The organism is Deefgea tanakiae (assembly GCF_019665765.1).
GTDB classification, from domain to species: Bacteria; Pseudomonadota; Gammaproteobacteria; order Burkholderiales; family Chitinibacteraceae; genus Deefgea; species Deefgea tanakiae.
In genome coordinates, this window is record NZ_CP081150.1 from 268,624 (window position 1) to 290,570 (window position 21,947).

17 protein-coding genes and 1 tRNA gene are annotated in these 21,947 nt (G+C 50.7%); 16 read left to right on the forward strand and 2 right to left on the reverse strand.

Going from position 1 to position 21,947, the window contains the following annotated elements:
• The first annotated feature begins 2 nt into the window (after window positions 1-2).
• From fliG to fliJ, 4 genes are read left to right on the forward strand one after another with little or no spacing between them, the layout of a single operon-like run.
• Window positions 3-1,010: a flagellar motor switch protein FliG gene (gene fliG, locus K4H28_RS01295; protein WP_255573578.1), complete on the forward strand. Its 1,008-nt coding sequence runs from the start codon at window positions 3-5 to the stop codon at window positions 1,008-1,010.
• A gap of 8 nt (window positions 1,011-1,018) precedes the next feature.
• A complete protein-coding gene (locus K4H28_RS01300; protein WP_221006475.1) occupies window positions 1,019-1,885 on the forward strand; it encodes a FliH/SctL family protein in 867 nt (288 codons plus the stop codon).
• The gene (gene fliI, locus K4H28_RS01305; protein ID WP_221006476.1) at window positions 1,869-3,269 is read left to right on the forward strand and encodes a flagellar protein export ATPase FliI; all 1,401 of its coding nucleotides are present in this window, start codon (window positions 1,869-1,871) and stop codon (window positions 3,267-3,269) included. The genes K4H28_RS01300 and fliI overlap by 17 nt, the downstream gene beginning before the upstream one ends.
• Window positions 3,270-3,283: 14 nt before the next feature.
• Entirely contained in the window at window positions 3,284-3,715 is a 432-nt protein-coding gene (gene fliJ, locus K4H28_RS01310) for a flagellar export protein FliJ (protein ID WP_221006477.1), read from the forward strand.
• A gap of 50 nt (window positions 3,716-3,765) precedes the next feature.
• Here fliJ and K4H28_RS01315 read toward each other — a convergent pair.
• Window positions 3,766-3,840 (reverse strand) — tRNA-Arg (locus tag K4H28_RS01315).
• A 205-nt stretch (window positions 3,841-4,045) separates the two neighbouring features.
• Here K4H28_RS01315 and pyk point away from each other — a divergent pair.
• Window positions 4,046-5,482: a pyruvate kinase gene (gene pyk, locus K4H28_RS01320; RefSeq protein WP_221006478.1), complete on the forward strand. Its 1,437-nt coding sequence runs from the start codon at window positions 4,046-4,048 to the stop codon at window positions 5,480-5,482.
• A gap of 400 nt (window positions 5,483-5,882) precedes the next feature.
• Here the strand turns inward: pyk and uvrA are convergent, their stop codons facing one another.
• Window positions 5,883-8,750 carry an excinuclease ABC subunit UvrA gene (gene uvrA, locus K4H28_RS01325; RefSeq protein WP_221006479.1) on the reverse strand — a complete coding sequence of 956 codons (2,868 nt, stop codon included), beginning with the start codon at window positions 8,748-8,750 and terminating at the stop codon, window positions 5,883-5,885.
• Between the two features lie 52 nt (window positions 8,751-8,802).
• On the opposite strand from uvrA, the gene K4H28_RS01330 reads away from it, so the two are divergent.
• The 11 genes from K4H28_RS01330 to K4H28_RS01380 all read left to right on the forward strand — a co-directional run bounded on the left by K4H28_RS01330 (window position 8,803) and on the right by K4H28_RS01380 (window position 21,945).
• The gene (locus K4H28_RS01330) at window positions 8,803-9,903 is read left to right on the forward strand and encodes a phosphotransferase (RefSeq protein ID WP_221006480.1); all 1,101 of its coding nucleotides are present in this window, start codon (window positions 8,803-8,805) and stop codon (window positions 9,901-9,903) included.
• Window positions 9,904-10,084: 181 nt separating this feature from the next.
• On the forward strand, window positions 10,085-11,467 hold the full coding sequence (locus K4H28_RS01335) for an MFS transporter (protein ID WP_255573579.1): 1,383 nt from the start codon (window positions 10,085-10,087) through the stop codon (window positions 11,465-11,467).
• Between the two features lie 131 nt (window positions 11,468-11,598).
• Window positions 11,599-12,123: a single-stranded DNA-binding protein gene (gene ssb / locus K4H28_RS01340; RefSeq protein WP_221006481.1), complete on the forward strand. Its 525-nt coding sequence runs from the start codon at window positions 11,599-11,601 to the stop codon at window positions 12,121-12,123.
• Between the two features lie 168 nt (window positions 12,124-12,291).
• Window positions 12,292-13,392, forward strand: a complete 1,101-nt coding sequence (gene aroC / locus K4H28_RS01345) for a chorismate synthase (protein WP_221006482.1) — start codon at window positions 12,292-12,294, stop codon at window positions 13,390-13,392.
• Window positions 13,392-14,096 carry a DUF4136 domain-containing protein gene (locus tag K4H28_RS01350; RefSeq protein ID WP_221006483.1) on the forward strand — a complete coding sequence of 235 codons (705 nt, stop codon included), beginning with the start codon at window positions 13,392-13,394 and terminating at the stop codon, window positions 14,094-14,096. The genes aroC and K4H28_RS01350 overlap by 1 nt, the downstream gene beginning before the upstream one ends.
• Window positions 14,097-14,110: 14 nt before the next feature.
• Window positions 14,111-14,947, forward strand: a complete 837-nt coding sequence (hpnD, locus tag K4H28_RS01355; protein WP_221006484.1) for a presqualene diphosphate synthase HpnD — start codon at window positions 14,111-14,113, stop codon at window positions 14,945-14,947.
• A 169-nt stretch (window positions 14,948-15,116) separates the two neighbouring features.
• A complete protein-coding gene (gene hpnE / locus K4H28_RS01360; RefSeq protein WP_221006485.1) occupies window positions 15,117-16,445 on the forward strand; it encodes a hydroxysqualene dehydroxylase HpnE in 1,329 nt (442 codons plus the stop codon).
• Between the two features lie 52 nt (window positions 16,446-16,497).
• On the forward strand, window positions 16,498-17,253 hold the full coding sequence (locus K4H28_RS01365; protein ID WP_221006486.1) for an SDR family NAD(P)-dependent oxidoreductase: 756 nt from the start codon (window positions 16,498-16,500) through the stop codon (window positions 17,251-17,253).
• A gap of 492 nt (window positions 17,254-17,745) precedes the next feature.
• The gene (yoaA, locus tag K4H28_RS01370; protein ID WP_221006487.1) at window positions 17,746-19,713 is read left to right on the forward strand and encodes a DNA repair helicase YoaA; all 1,968 of its coding nucleotides are present in this window, start codon (window positions 17,746-17,748) and stop codon (window positions 19,711-19,713) included.
• 268 nt (window positions 19,714-19,981) lie between these two features.
• Window positions 19,982-21,037, forward strand: coding sequence for an endolytic transglycosylase MltG (gene mltG / locus K4H28_RS01375; protein ID WP_255573580.1), 1,056 nt, complete (start codon window positions 19,982-19,984; stop codon window positions 21,035-21,037).
• 11 nt (window positions 21,038-21,048) lie between these two features.
• Window positions 21,049-21,945 carry a DMT family transporter gene (locus tag K4H28_RS01380; protein ID WP_221006488.1) on the forward strand — a complete coding sequence of 299 codons (897 nt, stop codon included), beginning with the start codon at window positions 21,049-21,051 and terminating at the stop codon, window positions 21,943-21,945.
• Window positions 21,946-21,947 lie beyond the last annotated feature (2 nt).

Below are 21,947 nucleotides of genomic sequence, written 5' to 3' on the forward strand. Positions count from 1 at the left end.
GTATGGCTGCCAGTTTGAATGAAGAAGGCGTCAATCGCGGGGCTTTGCTTTTGATGTCCTTGGGCGAAGATTGCGCCGTCGAAGTCTTTAAGTTTTTGGGGCCGAAAGAGGTGCAAAAACTGGGCTTTGCGATGGCCAATATGAATGCGGTGAAGCGCGAGGATATGGATAAGGTGTTGGGCGATTTTATTGCCTCCACGCAAAACCGCGCTAATTTGGGTGCTGCCGACGAATACATTCGATCCGTTCTGACTAAGGCGCTGGGTACTGATAAAGCGGCTAACTTGCTCGATCGTATCTTGCAAGGCAATGACAATAATGGCATTGAGTCGCTCAAATGGATGGACTCGATTGCCGTGGCCGAATTGATTAAAAATGAACACCCGCAGATTATTGCGACGATCATGGTGCATTTAGAGCCAGATCAATCGTCTGAAATTATGGGGCATTTTGTAGAGCGACTTCGCAACGATGTGCTGCTACGGATTGCCACGTTAGAAGGCGTGCAGCCTGCCGCATTGAAAGAGCTGAACGATGTGTTGACTCAGCTTTTGTCTGGCTCCGATAAGCTTAAGAAAAGCGCGATGGGTGGCGTGCAAATGGCTGCCGATATGCTCAACTTTATGGGTAGTGCCGTTGAGACGTCTGCTGTCGCTAATATCCGCGAGTACGATCCTGAGTTGGCACAAAAAATTCAAGATAAGATGTTTACCTTTGATAATATTTTGGATATTGACGATCGCGGCATCCAGTTATTGATGCGTGAAATTCAGTCTGACTCTTTGATTATTGCCTTGAAAGGCACGAGCCAAGCCCTGCGTGAAAAAATCTTCAAAAATATGTCGCAGCGGGCAGCAGAAATGCTGCGCGAAGACTTGGAAGCTAAAGGTCCAGTTAAATTGTCTGAAGTTGAAGGCGAACAAAAAGAAATTCTCAAAATCGTACGTCGTCTGGCCGATGAAGGACAAATTGTTCTTGGTGGTGGCGGTGGCGAGGGTCTAGTTGATTAAGGAATATCATGTCTGGATCCCATCGTCGCGTGATTCCGCGCGAAGAGCTATCTGCATTTCAGCGCTGGCAATTTAATTCACTATTGGATACTCCCGCCGCAGTTGCGGAAGCTGTCATTCCTCCTTCTAACATTGAGGCAAGTGACGCTGGTGCTGAAGCACCAGTTTCCCAACCCGAAGCAAATTTTGTTGCTGAGGATGAGCAGGTCGCGGCAGAGGCTTTGCCGCCTGAGCCAGCGATGAACTATCCTACCGCCGAAGAAATTGAAGCCATTCAGCAGCAAGCCCATGATGAAGGTTTTCAAGCGGGTTTGGAGGCGGGGCGTTTGGCGGCGGAAGCTGAGGTTTTGCAATTGCAACGTCTGATTGCCAGCGTGACCGACAATTTACAAGCGGCAGAAACTCAATTGGCCGAATCCGTATTGGATTTGGGCTTGCTGGTGGCGCGGCAGATGATTTGTGATGAACTGCAAAGCCAGCCTCGCCAATTGCTAGCCCCCATTCGTGATGCTTTGGCCGTGATGCCTACGCCGACCAATCCATCTCGTTTGTATCTATCGCCTGAAGACTTAGATTTGCTGCAATCTGCCTTGCAGATGGAGTTGCCCGATGATGTGTGGCGTATTTTGCCAGATGCGAATATGGCCAGTGGGAGTTGCAAAATCGAAACACCAGCGACGCAATTGAGCTATACCTTGGCGTCTCGCTGGGAAAATATTCTGAAGGTATTGAAACGTAGCCATCATCCTGATTTGGCTTGGGGTAAATACCCTGATGTTGCCACAATGGAGGCGCATTCAACTGTCGCAGCAGAAGTTGATTTGCCTTCTGTGATGAGTACGCCATCTGCAGCAGAAAATGACGCAGCCGATTAATCTCATTCAATCGTATTTAAAAGACTGTGGTTTGGCCGTCAACGCGGTGCGGCCTTGGCTTCCGCGTGGGCGCTTAACACGCGTCTCCGGCATGGTGCTCGAAGCGGTTGGCTTACGCTTACCGATTGGCGCTTCGTGCAATGTGATGACGCCGAGCGGTCATCCTGTCGAAGCCGTCGTCGTTGGCTTTCAAGAGGCAAGGCTGTTTTTGATGCCGATTGCTGAAGTCTACGGCGTTGAGCCCGGTGCTGCCGTCGTGCCGCATGAAGATTTTTCTGCATGGGAGCCTGTATACGGTCAACCCCGTGCAGAGCAGCGGCGAATGGAAGATCATGGCCGGCAAGTTCCGGTGGGTTGGGGATTGCTCAATCGTATTTTGGATGGCCTTGGTCGTCCGCTTGATGGTAAAGGCCCACTTGATTTTGACGGCTATCAGCCTTTATTTGCCCGCCCCTATAATCCGATGGATCGAGAGCCCGTGAAGCACGTCATGGATGTGGGCGTGCGCGCGATTAATTCCATGCTCACGGTGGGGCGTGGTCAGCGCTTGGGTTTATTTGCTGGCTCGGGCGTGGGTAAATCGGTGTTGCTGGGCATGATGGCGCGCTACACCAAAGCCGATGTGGTCGTGGTCGGTTTGATTGGCGAGCGGGGCCGGGAGGTGAAAGACTTTATCGAGAATATTCTCGGTGACGAAGGCCGCGCCCGCAGTGTCGTCGTCGCTGCCCCTGCCGATACGCCGCCCTTGCTACGACTTTACGGCGCAGCCTATGCGACCAGTATTGCCGAATATTTCCGCGATCAAGGGCAAAATGTACTGCTGATTATGGATTCGTTGACGCGCTATGCAATGGCGCAGCGTGAAATCGCGTTGGCGATTGGCGAGCCACCGGCAACCAAAGGTTATCCACCCTCGGTGTTTGCCCGTTTACCACAACTGGTTGAGCGTGCTGGCAATGGTCGTGAAGGTGGCGGCTCGATTACCGCGTTTTATACGGTGCTCTCGGAAGGCGACGATCAGCAAGATCCAATTGCCGATAATGCTCGGGCGATTTTAGATGGTCACTTTGTGCTGTCGCGTCAATTAGCTGAGTCGGGGCACTATCCCGCGATTGATATTGAAGCATCAATTTCGCGCGTCATGCACGACATTATTAGCCCGCAAGAATTTGATCTGGTTCGTAAATTCAAATACCTCTATGCCCGTTATCAGCGTAGCCGAGATTTAATTAGCGTTGGTGCGTATGTGCCGGGCTCGGATCCCGTCCTTGATGAAGCGATTCGTCGCCACCCCGGCTTTGAAGCTTTTTTACAGCAAGCCATTCACGAGCAAGAAAGCTACGAGGGCGCTAGAATGAAGCTCGCCCAATTGTTCGGGATGTAAGGGGTGTAATTCTCGTGGCCAAGTTTCGCTTTGCGTTTTTACTACAGCTTTCGGTTGATCGGCGCGAAGATGCTTCACGCTTGATGCAAGCTGCACAAGCAGCATGGTTGTTGGCGCGCAGCAAATTAGAGCAGGTGGACGGTTTTCGTAACGAATACCGTGCGCGGCTGGCCAATAGCGCACAAACCGGCATGTCGATTGGCCAATGGCGTGATTTTCAGCTCTTTTTAGCCAAGCTCGATGGTGCTGCGAACCAGCAAAATTTTGAAGTCGAGCGCTTAGCGCAGGAATATGAGCGTCGAAAAAATGAATGGCAAGAATGTGAAAAAAAGGTGAAAGCCTTTGAAGCGCTACGCGATCGGCATAATCAAGCTGAATTGCGTAAAGAAGGCCAAATGGAGCAGAAATTATCCGATGAGTTTAATAGCCGTCTTGGTCGACATTAAGGCTATTCAGATCACAAACAACAAAGCCCCAGTAATGGGGCTTTTTGCTGTGGTGTCCCCGACAGGAATCGAACCTGTATCTAGCGCTTAGGAGGCACTTGTACTATCCGTTGTACTACGAGGACACAACGGGCGAGATTGTACCGCATGGGCGCTGTGTCGAACAGCAAGGACGGTGCATTACTTGGTTTGATTCATAATCTTTGTTTAATACGTTGTAGTTTTGTAGCTTGCATCAGAATGACATTTGTCAACGTGATGGTAACTGAATTACTTTAGTCTTTACGCTATCGTCGAATGTGCCCTTCGCACCTTGCTCAGGAGAACTGTATGAATCGAAGTACAAAAATCGTCGCTACTTTAGGTCCTTCATCTAATGATGTTGCAACTTTAGAGCGATTGCTGCAAGCCGGTGTGAATATGGTGCGCTTGAATTTTTCACACGGCACCGCGCAAGACCATATTGATCGGGCCGCCTTGGTGCGCGAAATCGCCAAAAAAATGAATCGCCCGATTGCGATTATGGTGGATTTGCAAGGGCCAAAAATTCGTGTTGGTAAATTTGAAAAGAACAAAATTGAACTCAAAAATGGCGCGAAGTTTGTGCTTGATGCCGAATGCGCTCTAGGCAATCAAAATACCGTTGGTTTGGATTACAAAGAATTGCCGAATGATGTGGAATCAGGTGTGATTTTGCTGCTTGATGATGGCAAGGTGAAATTGCAGGTTGATCGCGTTGAAGGCGCTAAAGTATTCACTACCGTATTGGTGGGCGGTATTTTATCGAATAATAAAGGCATTAACCGTCAAGGCGGCGGCCTCACCGCGCCAGCGCTGACTGGCAAAGACATGGAAGACATCAAAGTCGCTGCTAAATTGCACGCCGATTATGTCGCCGTATCATTCCCAAAAAGCAGCGCCGACATGTATATGGCGCGCACCTTGCTCAAAGCGGCGGGTAGCAAAGCCTTGTTGATTGCGAAAATCGAACGCACTGAGGCGATTACCAATCTGGAAGACATCCTGACTGCCACCGATGGCATTATGGTAGCGCGGGGTGATTTGGCGGTGGAAGTGGGTGATGCCGCTGTGCCAGCGCTGCAAAAACGCATGATCAAAGCGGCGCGTCGCATGAATAAATTGACCATCACAGCAACGCAAATGATGGAGTCAATGATTTCTAGCCCCGTGCCAACAAGGGCCGAAGTGTCTGACGTTGCCAATGCTGTGCTTGATGGTACCGATGCGGTGATGCTGTCAGCCGAAACGGCATCAGGGCAATATCCGGTGGAAACCGTTGAGTCGATGGCGCGCGTCTGCGTGGAGGCCGAAAAATCACAGGACTACGCGGTATGCAATGCAGCGCTGCTCGATGGTGAATATACCCGTATCGATCAAACCATCTCGATGGCCGCGCTGTTTGCGTCGAATCATTTGAATGTCAAAGTGATTGCCGCGTTGACGCAATCGGGCTCATCAGCCTTGTGGATGTCGCGCGTGATTTCGGGCGTGCCAATTTATGCGCTGACGCCAGAAGCGGAAACGTATAACCGCCTTTCATTATTCCGAGATGTAGAGCCTGTGATGCTGTCGCACGATAATACCGATCGTGAATCACTCTTGGTTCGTGCTGAAGTTGAAATGCTCAAGCGCGGCATCGTGCGAGTTGGCGATATGATTGCGTTTACTTTTGGCGATGTGGTCGGTATGGGGGGCGGTACGAATTGCTTGAAAATTGTGAAAGCGGGCGAAACCAAGCCACGCTAATTGCAGCGATTGAATAGATGAAAAAACGGCCAGTCAATTGACTGGCCATTTTTATTTAGACGCTTTTACGCTTTTGCTAGGCGATGTTCAGCTTTGGTGTTGATGCTGTGCCACGCTCGTTGAGCTGAGGCTTAACTTCCCGTCTAAGCGCACCGAGTGAAGGAGAGAGACAAACTGGTTCATCGTTTGGCTCACGACAGATCGAGGACCGATGCGCGCCCGGGTCGCCTTCTTTTGCTTACTTTTCTTGGCGAAGCAAGAAAAGTGAGTTCTCGTCGCTGATTGCGACTGTAAAACAATGTGCACCCTAAGGGTGTGGGCTTTGCTAAGCAGCAAGCGGCTAAGCAACGCCACACCGCAGGCACTTAAAACCATCAATACGTAATTTGAAAATTTTTTTCTACTTGGTATTGCTTTCAGGCTTAATTCCAAGGCTACGCGCAAGGTAATACCCAGTATGACTGGCTGGATTTCTTGCAACGTCTTCTGGCGTGCCAGTCGCAATAATCTGACCACCACCTGCGCCGCCTTCTGGGCCCAAATCGATGATCCAATCTGCAGTTTTAATCACGTCTAAATTGTGCTCAATCACCACCACCGAATTGCCGTGACCTGCTAGGCGTTGCACGACGGTCAGCAGCAAGTCGATATCGTGGAAATGCAGACCAGTGGTTGGCTCGTCCAAGATATACAACGTGCGGCCGGTATCGCGTTTCGACAATTCCAGCGCTAATTTCACGCGCTGTGCTTCACCGCCGGATAGTGTGGTCGCGCTTTGACCAAGGCGGATATAGCCCAAACCAACGTCCATCAACGTTTGCAATTTGCGCGCCACAGTCGGTACGGCACTGAAAAATTCCAGCGCATTTTCAACCGTCATTTCCAGCACTTCGGTAATATTTTTGCCTTTGTAGAGCACTTCCAGTGTTTCGCGGTTGTAGCGTTTACTGTGGCACACATCGCAGGGCACATACACATCGGGCAAGAAATGCATTTCTACTTTCAATACGCCATCGCCCTGACAGGCTTCACAGCGGCCGCCTTTCACGTTGAACGAGAAACGCCCCGGCCCATAGCCGCGTTCACGCGCCATCGGTACGCCAGAAAACAGCTCACGAATCGGCGTAAAGAGACCCGTGTAGGTGGCGGGATTCGAGCGCGGCGTGCGGCCAATTGGCGATTGATCGACGTTGATGACTTTATCTAAATGCTGCAGTCCGCTGACTTCTTTGTACGGTGACGATTCAATCCCCGCGCCGTTGAGTTCTCTCGCCGCAATGGCGTAGAGCGTGTCGTTAATCAGCGTTGATTTGCCTGAGCCCGATACACCCGTAATGCAGACCATCATGCCGAGCGGCAAATCGAGCGTCACATCTTTCAAGTTATTGCCACTCGCGCCCTTGATTTGCAACCAGCGGTCTTCCGTTGGTACACGGCGCTGTTCGGGCATATGGATTTTGCGTTTGCCGGTCATAAATTGGCCGGTAATCGAGTTGGGGTTATTAAACACATCTTCGGGTAAACCGTAGGCAATCACTTCGCCGCCGTGAACGCCTGCGCCCGGGCCCATATCGATCAACCAGTCGGCTGCGCGCATCGCGTCTTCGTCGTGCTCGACGACAATCACCGTGTTGTCTAAATCGCGCAGATGAATCAGCGTGCCGATCAGACGGTCATTGTCGCGTTGGTGCAGACCAATCGAAGGCTCGTCCAGCACATACATGACGCCCGTCAGGCCAGAACCAATTTGGCTCGCCAAGCGAATCCGCTGCGCTTCGCCACCTGACAGCGTATCGGCGCTGCGCTCAAGGCAGAGATAATCGAGTCCAACATTGACCAAAAAGCCCAAACGCTCGCCGACTTCTTTGACGATTTTTTCAGCAATCTGCGCTTTGGCGCCTTCCAGTTTTAATTCTTTAAAAAACTGCAGTGTATCTCGCAAGGCCATTTTAGATATGGCGTGCAGATTGATACCCCCAACTTTTACGTGACGCGCTTCAAGGCGCAAACGCGCGCCTTCACAGCTAGGGCAAACTTGATTATTTTGATATTTGGCGAGTTCTTCGCGCACCGCCATCGAGTCGGTTTCTTTGTAGCGGCGCTCTAAATTCGGAATAATCCCTTCAAACGAATGCACGCGTTCTACTTTATGACCACGCTCGTTGGTGTACATAAAGGCGATCTCATCAAAGCCAGAGCCATACAAAATCGCGTTTTGCACTTCTTCTGTTAGCTCATTCCACGATGCATTAATATCAAAACCATAATGCTCGGCGATGCTCATCAGCATTTGGAAATAAAACTGATTGCGCTTATCCCATCCTTTGACTGCACCTGCCGCCAAGCTCAAATCGGGATGCGCCACGACGCGGCGTGGGTCAAAAAACGTGCGGTGACCGAGACCATCACAAGATGGGCAAGCACCCATCGGGTTATTAAACGAGAACAAACGCGGCTCGAGTTCGGGCAAGCTGTAGCTACACACTGGACAGGCAAATTTAGCCGAGAACCAATGTTCTTTACCGCTTTCCATTTCCACCGCTATCGCACGGCCTTCGGCGTGGCGCAGCGCGGTTTCAAAACTTTCTGCCAAGCGCTGCTGAATATCGGCGTGGACTTTCAGGCGGTCGATCACCACATCAATGGTGTGCTTTTTGTTTTTATCGAGTTTCGGTGTTTCATCGAGTTCAAACACCTCGCCGTCAATGCGAACACGGACAAAGCCTTGCGCGCGTAAATCATCGAGCAGATCAGCATTTTCGCCTTTTTTGCCCATAATCACCGGCGCTAAAATCATCAGCTTGGTGTCTTCGGGTAGTGCCAACACATGATCGACCATCTGGCTGACCGTTTGGCTCTCTAACGCTTGATTATGCTCAGGGCAAAACGGCGTGCCGACGCGAGCAAATAAGAGGCGAAGATAATCGTGAATTTCGGTGACGGTACCTACCGTCGAGCGTGGATTGTGGCTAGTGGCTTTTTGCTCGATGGAGATTGCTGGCGAGAGGCCTTCGATCAAATCCACATCGGGCTTTTCCATTAATTGCAAAAATTGCCGTGCGTAGGCCGATAGCGATTCAACGTAACGTCGTTGACCTTCGGCATACAAAGTATCAAACGCCAACGATGATTTACCCGAGCCAGATAGCCCAGTAATCACAATTAGTTTGCCGCGCGGCAAGTCTAAATTGACGTTTTTTAAATTATGCGTACGGGCTCCGCGGATGCGGATCATCGGGATATCGGTTTGTTCGGTCGCACGGTACATATTCGGTCTCATTAAAGCCGCACAGCCCTGATATTTCGGTTCTGAATCAAAGATGACGCGAAGGCGAGTCGCCGACAGTGCTGGAGCACGGCAAAACGATGCCGACAAAGTCAGGCTTGAATTCAGGATTGAAATTGTGGGCGCGCAAGGCAATCGAGTAATATACCCTAAACCCAACTTCTTGAGACTCCTCACTATGGAAACTTCACACTATCGCGAGCCAGCCTTGGCCTTAGCGGCTCAAGTTGGACTAAAAAATGTCACGGTGACAGGCGAGGTACCGAGCTTTTATGGGCATGTGGTCTTTATCTCCAGTGAGCAGGGCGAGTATGTGGTGAAGTTTTCGCGGCAAGCTGGTCGACTAGCGAGTGAAGTACAAGCATTAAATCGTTTGCGGCCGCATAGCGTATTGCCGATGCCTGAGATTCTGTTTCATGGCCTTGTTGCGAGTGAGCAGGGCGATTTGGATACTTTATTAATGCCACGTTTATCGGGCGTGCCAGCTTGGGAGTTGCCAGACCCACTGCCGAATCCGGCGCAAACGGCACAACAGATTGTTGAGCAGATGTTGGCATGGCATGCCGTGAGTGATGCGCGTGGTTTTGAACATGCCGATGGTTCGTTCACAAACGAGTTTTTACCTGCATTTGAATCTTGGGTGCGACCTTTGCATGAATTTATTAAATCGAGCAACTCACCTTTTTCACCGGAATTACGAGCTGCGTATGCCCAATTATGGGACGAACGCGAGCGATTTTTAGCGCCGATTTCTGGCCCATCATCACTCTGTCATGACGATCCACACGCGTGTAATTTCTTGTATGACGTGGATACCGGCTTCCCAACGTCTGCAATTGATCCGTGCGATGTCGCGTTTCGCCATCGTGAACAAGATATTTTCCATTTGGCCGATGCGTATCCGCAATGGCGCTTGCTGGAAACCTATATCGAGCAATGTCCACTCGCGGAAGGTTATGCGGCGCGGCGCTGGTTTTTTTCTTTGTGGGACGATGTGAAACACAGCGTCAATGTCGGCTGGTACGACGCGCCGTGGTTTGCCGCGAAGTTCACACGTTTAGCCGAAACGGATGCTAGTTTCGTTGAATTGGCTGCTGCAGCTAATCAAGCGCATCCAGCCAAGGCAGAAGCTTAAGTTACTGTGTGTTGGTATATGCTTGTGGCTATTATCCATCAAAGGCTGTAGGCATATACATTGCATATTGATTAGTCTCACCTCTACTTAGGCAAAGTCTTCGCGCTTGCGCCTAAAGCAAACACTGTTTTTCATGCCCTGAGCTGTTAAAATCGCCCATCTTTTTTGAATGTGCTTGCTGATGTCTGCCTCCGCCCAAATGTCTGCGCTTGAATTACGCTCCGCCACCAGCCTTGCTGGTTTGTATGCGCTGCGTATGTTGGGCATGTTCCTGATTCTGCCGGTATTTGCCGTGTATGCAGGGCACTTGCCTGGCGGGGATAATCACACGATGGTGGGTCTAGCCTTTGGTGCATACGGCCTCACGCAAGCCTTGCTGCAATTGCCGTTTGGTATGTGGTCGGATCGCGTTGGGCGTAAAAAAGTGATCTACATTGGGCTGGCTTTGTTTGTCATCGGTTCGCTGATGTGCGCAATGGCGGATCATATTGCGTGGCTGATTGTCGGCCGCGCGGTGCAGGGCGCTGGCGCGATTTCAGCGGCAGTGACGGCGCTACTGGCTGATTTGACGCGTGAAGAACATCGCACCAAGGCGATGGCGATGATTGGTGCCGCCATTGCATCAACGTTTGCAATTTCATTGGTCGCTGCGCCCAAATTAGCTGAATGGATTGGTTTGCCCGGCATCTTTTTGCTGACCGGTACGCTGGGCGTTTTTGCGCTGATTGGCGTGTGGAAGGTCATTCCTAATCCGACGATTTCACGTTTCCATTCAGATGCCGAAGCCAATACCAGCCGCTTGCCACAAGTATTGCAAGACCCGCAGTTATTGCGCCTCAATTACGGCGTATTTGCGCTGCACGCCGCGCAAATGGCGATGTTTACCGTGATGCCGCTGCTGCTGAACAAAATCGGCGGACTCGATGTGGCGCATCATTGGTGGGTGTATTTGCCTGTGGTGCTGCTTGGTTTTATCTTAATGGTGCCAGCGATTATTTATGGTGAGAAAAAACATCACCTGAAAGAAGTCTTTTTGTTTGCGATTGCACTAATGTTTATTGCGCAATTGGGCATGACTTTGTGGATGCCAAGCCTGACTTGGATTGTGGTGTGGCTGGGTGTCTATTTTATTGCGTTTAATATTCTTGAAGCTACTCAACCCTCGCTGATTTCGAAAATCGCCCCAACCGCCGCCAAAGGCACCGCGATGGGCGTTTACAACACCTGCCAAGCGGCGAGTATGTTTATCGGCTCGGCGCTGGCGGGCTATCTGTATCAACATTTTCAAAGCCCTGTGCCCGTGTTCGCATTATGTGCCGCGTTGATGGCGATATGGTTATTGGTTTCGTGGGGCATGCAGCCACCGCTGCCAGTAAAAACCAAAATGTTCCACATTGGTGAAGAATGGACAGGCGACGCAGTGCTGCTGTCTGCTAAACTAGGCGCTATTGAAGGTGTAAAAGAAGCGGTTGTTTTGCTCGACGAGCGTGTTGCCTTGCTTAAAGTACTGCAAGTCGGTTACGACGAAGCTGCAGTTGACCAATTGATCGCCGAAACCAATTGAGCATCTAGCTCGATAAAGTGACCCAGTGGTTTTACATAGACGCAGTCAGCAGCGTTGACGCTTTGAGATAGCGCTTTTGCACAGAAACTGACCCGCTAAAATATTTGAATTGAACGATTTGGAGTATATGTATGGCCTCATTGAATAAAGTATTGCTGATTGGCAACTTGGGTAAAGACCCAGAAACGCGCTTTATGCCGAATGGCAATGCCGTGTGTAATTTTTCAATTGCGACGACAGAGAGCTGGAAAGACAAGCAATCAGGTCAAAAACAAGAAAAAACCGAATGGCACAACATCAGCATGTACGGTCGTTTAGCTGAAATCGCCGGTCAATACCTGAAAAAAGGCAGCAGCGTGTACATCGAAGGTCGTTTGCAAACGCGCAAATGGCAAGATAAACAAACGGGTGCGGATCGCTACACCACTGAAATTATCGCTGACGAAATGAAAATGCTCGGTGGCCGTGGCGATGGCGGCGGTGGTGGAATGGGTGGTGGCTACAATCAACAAAGCGGTGGCGACGATTTCAACCAAGAATACAGCGCTCCAGCGCAACAAGCCCCACGCCAAGCGCCTGCCCAGTCAGCGCCACAACAAGCTGCAGCTAAACCAGCACGCAATTTTGACGATTTTGAGGACGACATTCCTTTCTAATGCGCAGGTTGAAATCCTGTCGACCTATTTTTGATACAGTAGTAATTAATAAGCCCATGATTTTATGGGCTTTTTAATGTTTGGAAGAAATGAGTCGCAAGCAGCGGGAATGCCCTTGCCCGTGGTAAAATTAATTAAATTAAATCAACTTTGAGCTAGAGGCAGGCAATGTCAGGCAATTCCTTGGGTTTATTATTTACAGTTACGTCGTTTGGCGAAAGCCATGGTGCAGGAATTGGTTGCATTGTTGATGGTTGTCCTCCGGGATTGGAAATTTCGGTTGAAGACATTCAATTGGAACTCGATCGCCGCAAACCGGGCACCAGCCGCCATGTTACTCAGCGCAAAGAGCCGGATTCGGTGGAGATTTTGTCGGGCATTTATGAAGGCAAAACGACGGGCACGCCGATTGCTTTGTTGATTCGCAATCAAGATCAGCGCAGTCAAGATTACGGCAAAATCGTTGAAACCTTCCGCCCAGGCCACGCCGATTACACTTACTGGCACAAATACGGCATTCGCGATCCACGCGGCGGTGGTCGCTCTTCGGCACGCGAAACGGCGGTACGTGTGGCGGCTGGTGCGATTGCGAAAAAATGGTTAAGCGAAAAATTCGGTATCGTCATTCGTGGCTATATGAGCAAGCTCGGTGAGATTGATATTCCATTCCAAAGCTGGGATCACGTATCTGAAAACGCATTTTTCGCGCCGAATTTAGAAATCGTGCCGCAACTCGAAGACTATATGGACGCGATTCGTAAAGAGCGTGATTCAGTTGGCGCGCAAATTTCAGTCGTGGCGGAAAACGTCCCGGTTGGTTGGGGCGAGCCGGTTTATGACCGTCTCGACGCTGAAATCGCTTACGCGATGATGAATATTAATGCGGTGAAAGGCGTTGAGATCGGCGCGGGATTTGCCAGCATCGCGCAACGCGGCTCTGTGCATTGCGATGAGCTGACGCCGAAAGGTTTTGCGACCAATCATGGTGGCGGTATTTTAGGGGGTATATCGACAGGGCAGGATATTACTGTGAACTTGGCGGTTAAACCTACCTCAAGTATCGCGCAAGAGCGCGCTTCGATTGATAAAGACGGTAATCCAGTGATGATGGCGACCACGGGTCGTCACGATCCGTGTGTTGGTATTCGTGCGACGCCGATTGCCGAAGCGATGTTGGCGCTGGTGCTGATCGATCACGCGCTGCGCCACCGTGCGCAATGCGGTGATGTGGTGGTCAATACGCCGCGTATTCCGGGCAAAATCGCCTAATGTCGCGCTTTGCTAGCTTGTTGTTTGTCGCCTTGCTGGCCGGTTGCGCTGCGCCGTCGTTTGTCGCGACGGTGTCGGTGCGGCATCAATTGCCTGCTACCGCGTTGAAAGCATCCGCGCCAGTGGCTTCTGGCTCGGCCGCTGCCGTGCAAGCTGCAATGGCCACACCAAAGGCGTTTGCGATTGAGCGCAATGCCTCACAAATGCAAAGTTTAGCTTATAAGCAGTTTGAGACTGACTTGGCGAGTCGCTTGGTGCAGCAGGGCTTGATTTGGCAAAAAGACATCAACAAAGCCGATTGGCTGGTTCGCCTTGATTACCAAGTGGATGACGGCAAAGAGAAATCGTACCAACAGCCGATTTGGGGTACGGTTGGTTATTCTGTGAGCTATCAACGCGTATTTACGAATGGTGGTAGCGTGATGTTTATCCCGCGCTATTACCCTGAAACGGGAATTGTGGGCTCGCAAACAGTGAGTGAAACAATTTTTACTCGCGAACTTTTTGTCGATATTTTAGATCGAAAAACTTTGGATAAAGGCGAGTTTGCCAAACTGTACGAAGGCCGCGCGCGCAACCGCAGTCACAGTGACGAGCTTGATTCGGCGGTGCCCTTGCTGATCCAGAGTTTATTTTTACCTTTTCCTGGTCCGTCTGGTGTGAGTCGCGAAGTGCGAATTCCTTTGACGACGCCTAAACCTTAAATTCGAGACGTCCTGTGACTCCTGATCAATATTGTGAAGACAAAGCCGCCAAAAGTGGTTCGAGCTTTTATTATAGTTTTCGCTTTCTAAGCCCAGAAAAACGCATCGCGATTACCGCCTTGTATGCGTTTTGCCGTGAAGTCGATGATGTGGTCGATGAAATTAGCGATGAAGGTGTGGCGCGCACAACGCTGGCATGGTGGCGCAATGAGGTCGATCAAATGTATGCGGGTAGCCCGCAGCATCCGGTGACGCAATCCTTGTTGCCAGCGGTGAAGTCTTATGATTTGCCGCGCGAATTGTTTTTAGAAATCATCGACGGCATGGAGATGGATCTGGATCAGGCGCGCTACAACACGTTTAAAGATTTGCATCTGTATTGCTACCGCGTTGCCAGCGTTGTGGGGCAATTGGCGGCGACGATTTTTGGCTATACCGACCGCAAAACACTGAAATACGCGCACGATTTGGGTATTGCATTTCAACTGACCAATATCATCCGTGATGTCGGTGAAGACGCCCGCCGTGGCCGAATTTATCTGCCTGTCGATGAATTGCAACGCTTTAACGTGCCTGCCGCGGATATTCAAAACTATCGCGAAACTGCCGAATTTAAAGCTTTGATGAATTTCCAAATTGACCGCGCCGAGCAGTATTACGATCAAGCGATGGCCTTGCTACCTGAGTGTGACAAAAAAAACCAACGCACGGGTTTGGTGATGGCAGCGATTTATCGCGCCACGCTGGCTGAAATTCGTTTAGATGGCGCACAGAAAGTGCTCAACCAACGCACCTCACTAACTCCAATTCGCAAGCTGTGGTTAGCGTGGAAAACGTGGTGGTTTGCTTGAGCGCATCCTTTAAAAGTGCTGCGCATCCCGTGATAACGGGTCGGGCGGTGCGCGGAATCCTCATGTACAACGTGTATATTCCGGTTCCTGTGCTCCGGCCTCGCCGTTCTGACGGGCGCTCGTTACTTTTTAAAAATACGCTCAGATTCCAGCTACCTAGGGTGGGATCATGAAAAGAGTCGCCATTATCGGTGGTGGTTATGCAGGCATGGCCGCAGGCGTTGAGTTGGCTGCGGCGGGTGTGTCGGTGACGGTGTTTGAAGCGGGCAAAGTGCTCGGTGGTCGTGCGCGGCGCGTTGATCGCGCTAATCGTGCCGTGATGAATGAGTCGCCGCTGGATAATGGTCAGCATCTGGTGATTGGCGCGTATTCCGAATTGCTGCGGCTGATGCAACGCTGTGGCGTTGATTTGGACCGTGCTTTTTTGCGCCAGCCTATGCGCCTGCAGGTTGAGCCCGATTTTTTGCTGGCTTGCCCAAAATTACCTGCGCCGCTGCATTTGGCTTTCGGTTTAATTCGCGCCAAAGGTTTATCGTGGTCTGAGCGCTGGGCGCTGATTCGTGCGATTGAAGTGAGTAAATGGCGGCGCTGGCGCTTAAAAAACGATTTGACTGTGGCGCAGTGGTTGGCGCAGCAACGGCAACCCGCGAGTTTGATTGCTAAGTTTTGGGCTCCGCTGACCTTGGCTGCACTGAATACGCCACTTGAGTTAGCTAGCGCACAGGTATTACTCAATGTATTGCGAGATAGTTTGGGTGGTAAACGCGCGGCTTCTGATTTGCTGATGCCGAAAGTGGATTTTAGTCAGTTGTTTCCTGAGCCAGCGACGAGCTTTATTCAGCGTAATGCTGGGTATGTGCAGCTAGGCATTCGTGCTAAATCTGTAGCTAGACATACCCATGGCTTTATGGTCGATGATGACGCGCAAGTCTTTGACGCAGTTATTTGCGCAACGCCGCCGCATCAAGCTGCTGGACTCATTGCAGGCTTAGATTCACCATTGAGTACGCAATTGGCGGCGTGGCAGTATCAGCCAATTGTCACTGTGTATTTGCAGTATGCGGCCGACGTTAAATTGTCGACGCCGATGCTAGGTTTGGCTGATGCTTATTCGCAGTGGGTGTTTGATCGCGGTGTGACGCATGGCCAACATGGGCTGATTGCCGTCGTGATTTCCGCACAAGGTGTGCACAGCGGTTTAAGTCACGATGAATTGGCCGAGGCGGTGCAAGCGGAATTGCATCAACGCTTGGGCTTTCCCGACTTGGTCTTGCGCCAGCAAGTCATCACTGAAAAGCGCGCGACCTTTGCTTGTACGCCTGATTTAGCTCGACCGAGTAATGCCACGGCACAAGCAGGATTATTTTTAGCGGGTGATTTCACGGCGGGATTAGCAGGGCATGGGCGAGGCGAGTATCCGGCAACGCTCGAAGGTGCCGTGCGTAGCGGTGTGAATGCCGCTCAGCTAACATTGAATTATTTGAAAACGCTGTCATAAGACAGAATAAAATTGCACAGCCTTTGTCGAATGGCGAGGATAGGAAAATAAAATGGCAGATTGGAAAACAGCAACACCAAGCGCAGAGGCATTCAAAGACCGTGTCATTCTCGTAACGGGTGCAGGGCAGGGCATTGGTGCGGCGGCAGCGCTGGAATTAGCTAAACTCGGTGCAACGGTGATTTTACTGGGTCGTAACGAGAAAAAACTCAGCCGCACTTATGATGCGATTGAAGCTGCAGGCGGCGCGCAACCCGCTGCCATTCCGATGGATTTGGCCAAAATGGGTGAGGCTGAACTTAATCAACTGGGTGTGCTGATTCAAAAAGAATTCGGCCGCTTGGATGGGATTTTGCATTGCGCGAATGGTTTTAATCATCTTTCGCCACTCTCAAACCAAAAGCTGGATGAATGGGTGGATATGTTCCGTGTGAACGTGGCCGCGCCATTTGCGATGACGCGCGCCTTATTCCCATTGCTGGAAAAATCGCCCGATGCCGCCGTGCTGGTGCTGGGCGAAACCCATGCGTTTGAACCGAATGCCTATTGGGGCGGATTTAGCGTGACCAAATCCGCGCAACAAAACTGGGTGGAAATTGCGGCGTCTGAGTGGGACAAAATGGCCAATGTGCGGATTAATTTATTGGTGCCCGGCCCAATTCAATCGCCATTCCGTTTGGCGACGCATCCTGCTGAATTGAAGGACAGCTTGCCAGTGACTGAAGCTATTTTGCCGGCCATCACCTATTGGTTGGGTAGCGCGAGCACCGGCCAAAGTGGGCAAACATTATTTTTTGCAAAAAATTAAAAAATTTGCAAAATAAGCTGAACTTTATGATTTAAACACCCTCATACATACTGTAAATGAGCAGCTTGTTCATTTAGCTGTGCTGCTAGTAGTAGCTCAGATGTGTATTGTGTTTTCATCTCTCCCTGTATTGATTGGCCCCGCTTCGTGCGGGGCTTTTTTTCGCAAAAATGCTGCGCATCCCGTGATCGCTAATCGGGTGTTGCTCAAAATCCTCATGTACACAGGTACATTCCGGTTTCTGCGCTACAGCCTCACAGCGCTGACGGGCGCTCGCTATTTTTGCATTTAAAAGAAGCTGCTCATCCCGTGATCGCTATCCGGGTGTTGCTCAAAATCCTCAGTACACAGGTACATTCCGGTTTCTGCGCTACAGCCTCACAGCGCTGACGGGCACTCGCTATTTTTGCATTTAAAGTATTTCTGAGTGAGCTCTGATATAGCCTCGTCGCCGATACGGTACAATCCTTCATCCGATGTATTGAGCTTTCCATGACACTTGAAGAAGTATTTGCCGATGACGGCCCGTTTGGCGATGCCTTTCCTGGCTATAAGTTACGCCAGCCACAGCTAGAAATGGCGCAGGCCGTTGAGCGCACAATTGAGTCTTGCGGGCAATTGATTGCCGAGGCGGGCACGGGTACGGGCAAAACCTTTGCGTATTTGGTGCCTGCACTACTGTCTGGCGGCAAAGTGATTGTGTCGACCGGAACAAAAACACTGCAAGATCAATTGTTTAATCGCGATGTGCCCAGCGTGCGTGATGTGCTCAAAGTGCCAGTAGTGATTGCGCTGCTCAAGGGGCGCTCCAATTACGTTTGCCATTATCATTTGGCGCGTGCCGAGCAAGAAGGGCGCTTTATGCGCCGCGAAGACATTGCCGACTTACAAAAAGTAAAACGCTACGCCAACACCACGAACTCGGGTGATAAAGCGGCCTGTCCCGGCGTGCCAGAAGACGCGCCGATTTGGGCGCATGTGACCAGCACCCGCGATAATTGCCTCGGCCAAGATTGCCCCAATCACAAAGAGTGCTTTGTTTTAAAAGCGCGCAAAGACGCACAAGAGGCCGATGTCGTCGTCGTCAACCATCATTTATTTTTTGCCGATGTGTGGCTCAAAGACGAAGGTGCTGGCGAATTGCTTCCAGCGTGTAATACGGTGATTTTCGACGAGGCGCATCAGTTGCCCGAAGTGGCCAGCCTGTTTTTTGGCGATACGCTCACTAGTGGCCAAGTTGTGGAGCTCGCGCGTGATGCACGTGCTGAGGCACTGGTCGTTGCCAAAGATTATGTTTTGCTGCCTAACGCGGCCGAAGCACTAGAAAAATCGGCGAAAGACTTGCGACTGGTGTTCAAAGAAACGCTGCGCTTGCCACAGCATGAATTGCTGGAAAAATATCCCGCTTTCTTTACTCAGCTCAACGTGATGACGGGCGATTTGCAGCATTTGGCTGAACTCCTAGCTAAACAAGCCGAACGCGGCGAGAGCTTAGAAAAATGCCATCAACGCGCTGCTGAAATGCTCGAATTACTCGAAAAATGGCAAAAATCCGATTCGGCCGAAACTGTACATTGGATCGATGTGACGCAGCACGGCTTTTTGCTGCACATTACGCCACTGAATATCGCTGATTTATTCCAAAAACAAGTCAATATGAATCCGCGCGCGTGGATTTTTGCGTCGGCTACGTTGGCGGTGAACAATCACTTTACGCATTTCCAGCATGAGCTGGGTTTGTGGAAAGCCGAAACCGCAACGTGGGACAGCCCTTTCGATTACAAGCAGCAGGCGGTGCTGTATGTTCCGCAGGGCATGCCACAACCTAATACGCCGGAATATACCCGTACTGTCGTTGAGAAAGCATGGCCTTTATTACAAACCACACAAGGCCATGCATTTCTATTGTTCACATCGCTACGCGCGATGCGTGAAGCGCATGAATTACTGCTCGAAAAGCTCAAAGAAGCAGGTCTGGAATGGCCAGTTTATCTGCAAGGCACTGGCTCGCGCACTGAATTACTCGATCAATTTCGCAAAGAGCCGAACGCGATTTTGGTTGCCAGCCAAACATTCTGGGAAGGCATCGACGTGCGTGGTGATCAATTGTCGCTCGTGGTGATCGACAAACTGCCGTTTTCGCCGCCCGATGATCCGGTTTTGTCGGCTCGGATGGAGCAAATCACCAAGGCGGGGCGCAGCCCGTTTATGGATTATCAATTGCCGAACGCGACGATTACGCTCAAACAAGGTGCGGGGCGCTTGATTCGTGATGAAACCGATATTGGTATTTTGATGATTGCCGATACACGTTTGGTCGATAAGCAATACGGCAAAATGATTTGGAAAAGCCTACCGCCGATGTTCCGTTCGCGCGAATTGGCGAATGTGCAAAAATTCTACGAAGTACAACGGCAAAAAGCGCGTGCAAACGATGGCGTTGCAGAGAGCGATGAGTAATGTAAATTTGGGTGATGTTCAGATTTTGTGTTGATAGTTTTGAGAGTCGTGGAATCGCTTTTGTCCCCTCTCCCTTGACGGGAGAGGGCTAGGGTGAGGGTGAAACCTTGAATTTATCGACACATCAAACGTTTCCACCCCCATCCCAACCTTCCCCCGTCAAGGGGGAAGGGGTTATTTCAGCTTATTATCAATCATATCAACACCAAATTTGAACATCGTCTCAATCCAAGCGCGATGTGAATCAAGATTGACGAGGTAAAACGCAGTGGCCGTGACAGCAACGAAGAAAAAACCGACCCCAAAAAAAACACCGAATAAGTCCCCCTCTATCTGGGGGCGATTATTTGGCTTAGTGCTATTTGGCATATTAGCCGCCGCGATTGCGGGCGGTGCATGGTTTTATAGTTGGGCAGTGACCGAGCAGCCGAGCCCGCCATCGCATTCGGTGTTGATCGAGTCGGGTGGCGTTAATTCGGTGGCACAGCAATTGGTGCGACAGGGCGCCGTTGATTCCGTCCCTTTGTTTGTGTTGCTGGCGCGGATTTCGGGCAAAGATGCTGAGCTAAAAGCCGGGAGCTATTCGCTCAAGGTACCGATTTCACCATGGATGCTATTGAAAAAACTCGGCAAGGGCGAAGTTGATTTGCAGATGTTCAGCATTATTGAGGGCTGGAATTGGCGGCAATTACGCCAAGCGCTCAATACGCATCCCTACTTGAAGCACGATAGTGCAAATATGAGTGATGAAGAAATTCTCGCCGCTTTGGGAATCAGTGCTTTGTCGCCCGAAGGGTTGTTTTTTCCAGAGAGTTATCGCATCGACAAAGGTAGCTCTGACTTCAAACTATTGGCGCGCGCGCATCGTTTGATGCAAGAAAAACTCGACGACGCTTGGGCCAGTCGCAAGCCGGATTTGCCGCTGAAAACACCTTATGAAGCGCTGATTTTGGCGTCGATTGTCGAAAAAGAAACCGGCAAAGCGGCAGATCGGCCTGTTATCGCTGGGGTATTCACCAATCGACTGCGGCAAGGAATGCGCTTACAAACTGATCCCACTGTCATTTATGGCGTCGGTGAAGCCTTTAAAGGTGACATCACCAAAGCGCATTTGCGCACTGATACACCGTATAACACCTACACCCGCGCTGGTCTGCCGCCAACCCCGATTGCGATGGTCGGTGAGGCCGCTCTGACAGCCGCCACCCAACCTGCCGTGACCAAAGCGGTTTATTTTGTCGCCAAGGGCGATGGTAGCTCGGCTTTTTCAGAAACACTCGATCAGCATAATGCGGCGGTGCGGAAGTACTTACGGAATAACTAATTAGGACAAGCATGAAGCCGGAATTGAAAGGCCATTTAATGGTGCTGTTTTGTATTGTGGTGTGGGGAATTACCTTTGTCTCGACCAAGATTTTACTGGAGTGGCGCAGCCCCGTTGAAATCGCGCTTGATCGATTTGTTTTAGCTTATGGCCTCTTATTTTTATTGCACCCTGTGATCAAAAAACCGCAATGGCGCGAAGAAGTTTTTTTTTGCGGTTTAGGGCTGTTTGGCGTCACGCTATATTTCTTGACCGAAAATATCGCATTGCAATACACGCAAGCATCCAGCGTCGGCTTGCTTGTGTCGTCTGCGCCGCTACTCACGGCGTTTTTCGCGCATTTCACCACGCATGATGAAAAGCTCAGCCCGCGCTTGATCGTTGGTTCACTCGTTGCGCTGTTTGGCGTGGCCTTGGTGATGTTTAACGGCAGCGTGATTTTAAAACTCAACCCGCTTGGCGATATTTTGGCACTGTCGGCGGGGGCAGCATGGGCGGTGTATTGCTTATTGCTCAAGCGAGCAGGGCAGCGTTATGGCTATCTTTATCTTACTCGACAGGTGTTTTTCTACGGCATCGTGACGTTACTGCCTGCCGCGTGGTGGATGAATTATCGGTTTGATTTCGCGCTGTGGCTTGATCCGCTACAAGGCGGCAATATGCTGTTTTTGGGCGTGGTGGCTTCGGCACTGTGCTTTGTTGCGTGGAACAAGGCGCTGGGCATTATCGGCGCAGTAAAAGCGAGTAATTACATCTATTTGATTCCACTGATTACGATGCTGACCGCTGTCGCTGTGTTGGGCGAGCGCATTACCGTGGTCGGTGCCGCAGGTGCGGCGTTAATCCTGCTAGGGGTATATTACGCTGAGCATGGTATGAAAATGCCTACATCTAAATACATTAAGTAGGT

Excerpts from the sequence above, each read along its gene's own strand:
- fliG (WP_255573578.1), top strand. The coding sequence starts at position 3 with ATGGCTGCCAGTTTGAATGAAGAAGGCGTCAATCGCGGGGCTTTGCTT.
- K4H28_RS01300 (WP_221006475.1), top strand. The coding sequence starts at position 1,019 with ATGTCTGGATCCCATCGTCGCGTGATTCCGCGCGAAGAGCTATCTGCA.
- fliI (WP_221006476.1), top strand. The coding sequence starts at position 1,869 with ATGACGCAGCCGATTAATCTCATTCAATCGTATTTAAAAGACTGTGGT.
- pyk (WP_221006478.1), top strand. The coding sequence starts at position 4,046 with ATGAATCGAAGTACAAAAATCGTCGCTACTTTAGGTCCTTCATCTAAT.
- uvrA (WP_221006479.1), bottom strand. The coding sequence starts at position 8,750 with ATGTACCGTGCGACCGAACAAACCGATATCCCGATGATCCGCATCCGC.
- K4H28_RS01330 (WP_221006480.1), top strand. The coding sequence starts at position 8,803 with ATGACGCGAAGGCGAGTCGCCGACAGTGCTGGAGCACGGCAAAACGAT.
- K4H28_RS01335 (WP_255573579.1), top strand. The coding sequence starts at position 10,085 with ATGTCTGCCTCCGCCCAAATGTCTGCGCTTGAATTACGCTCCGCCACC.
- ssb (WP_221006481.1), top strand. The coding sequence starts at position 11,599 with ATGGCCTCATTGAATAAAGTATTGCTGATTGGCAACTTGGGTAAAGAC.
- aroC (WP_221006482.1), top strand. The coding sequence starts at position 12,292 with ATGTCAGGCAATTCCTTGGGTTTATTATTTACAGTTACGTCGTTTGGC.
- K4H28_RS01350 (WP_221006483.1), top strand. The coding sequence starts at position 13,392 with ATGTCGCGCTTTGCTAGCTTGTTGTTTGTCGCCTTGCTGGCCGGTTGC.
- hpnE (WP_221006485.1), top strand. The coding sequence starts at position 15,117 with ATGAAAAGAGTCGCCATTATCGGTGGTGGTTATGCAGGCATGGCCGCA.
- K4H28_RS01365 (WP_221006486.1), top strand. The coding sequence starts at position 16,498 with ATGGCAGATTGGAAAACAGCAACACCAAGCGCAGAGGCATTCAAAGAC.
- yoaA (WP_221006487.1), top strand. The coding sequence starts at position 17,746 with ATGACACTTGAAGAAGTATTTGCCGATGACGGCCCGTTTGGCGATGCC.
- K4H28_RS01380 (WP_221006488.1), top strand. The coding sequence starts at position 21,049 with ATGAAGCCGGAATTGAAAGGCCATTTAATGGTGCTGTTTTGTATTGTG.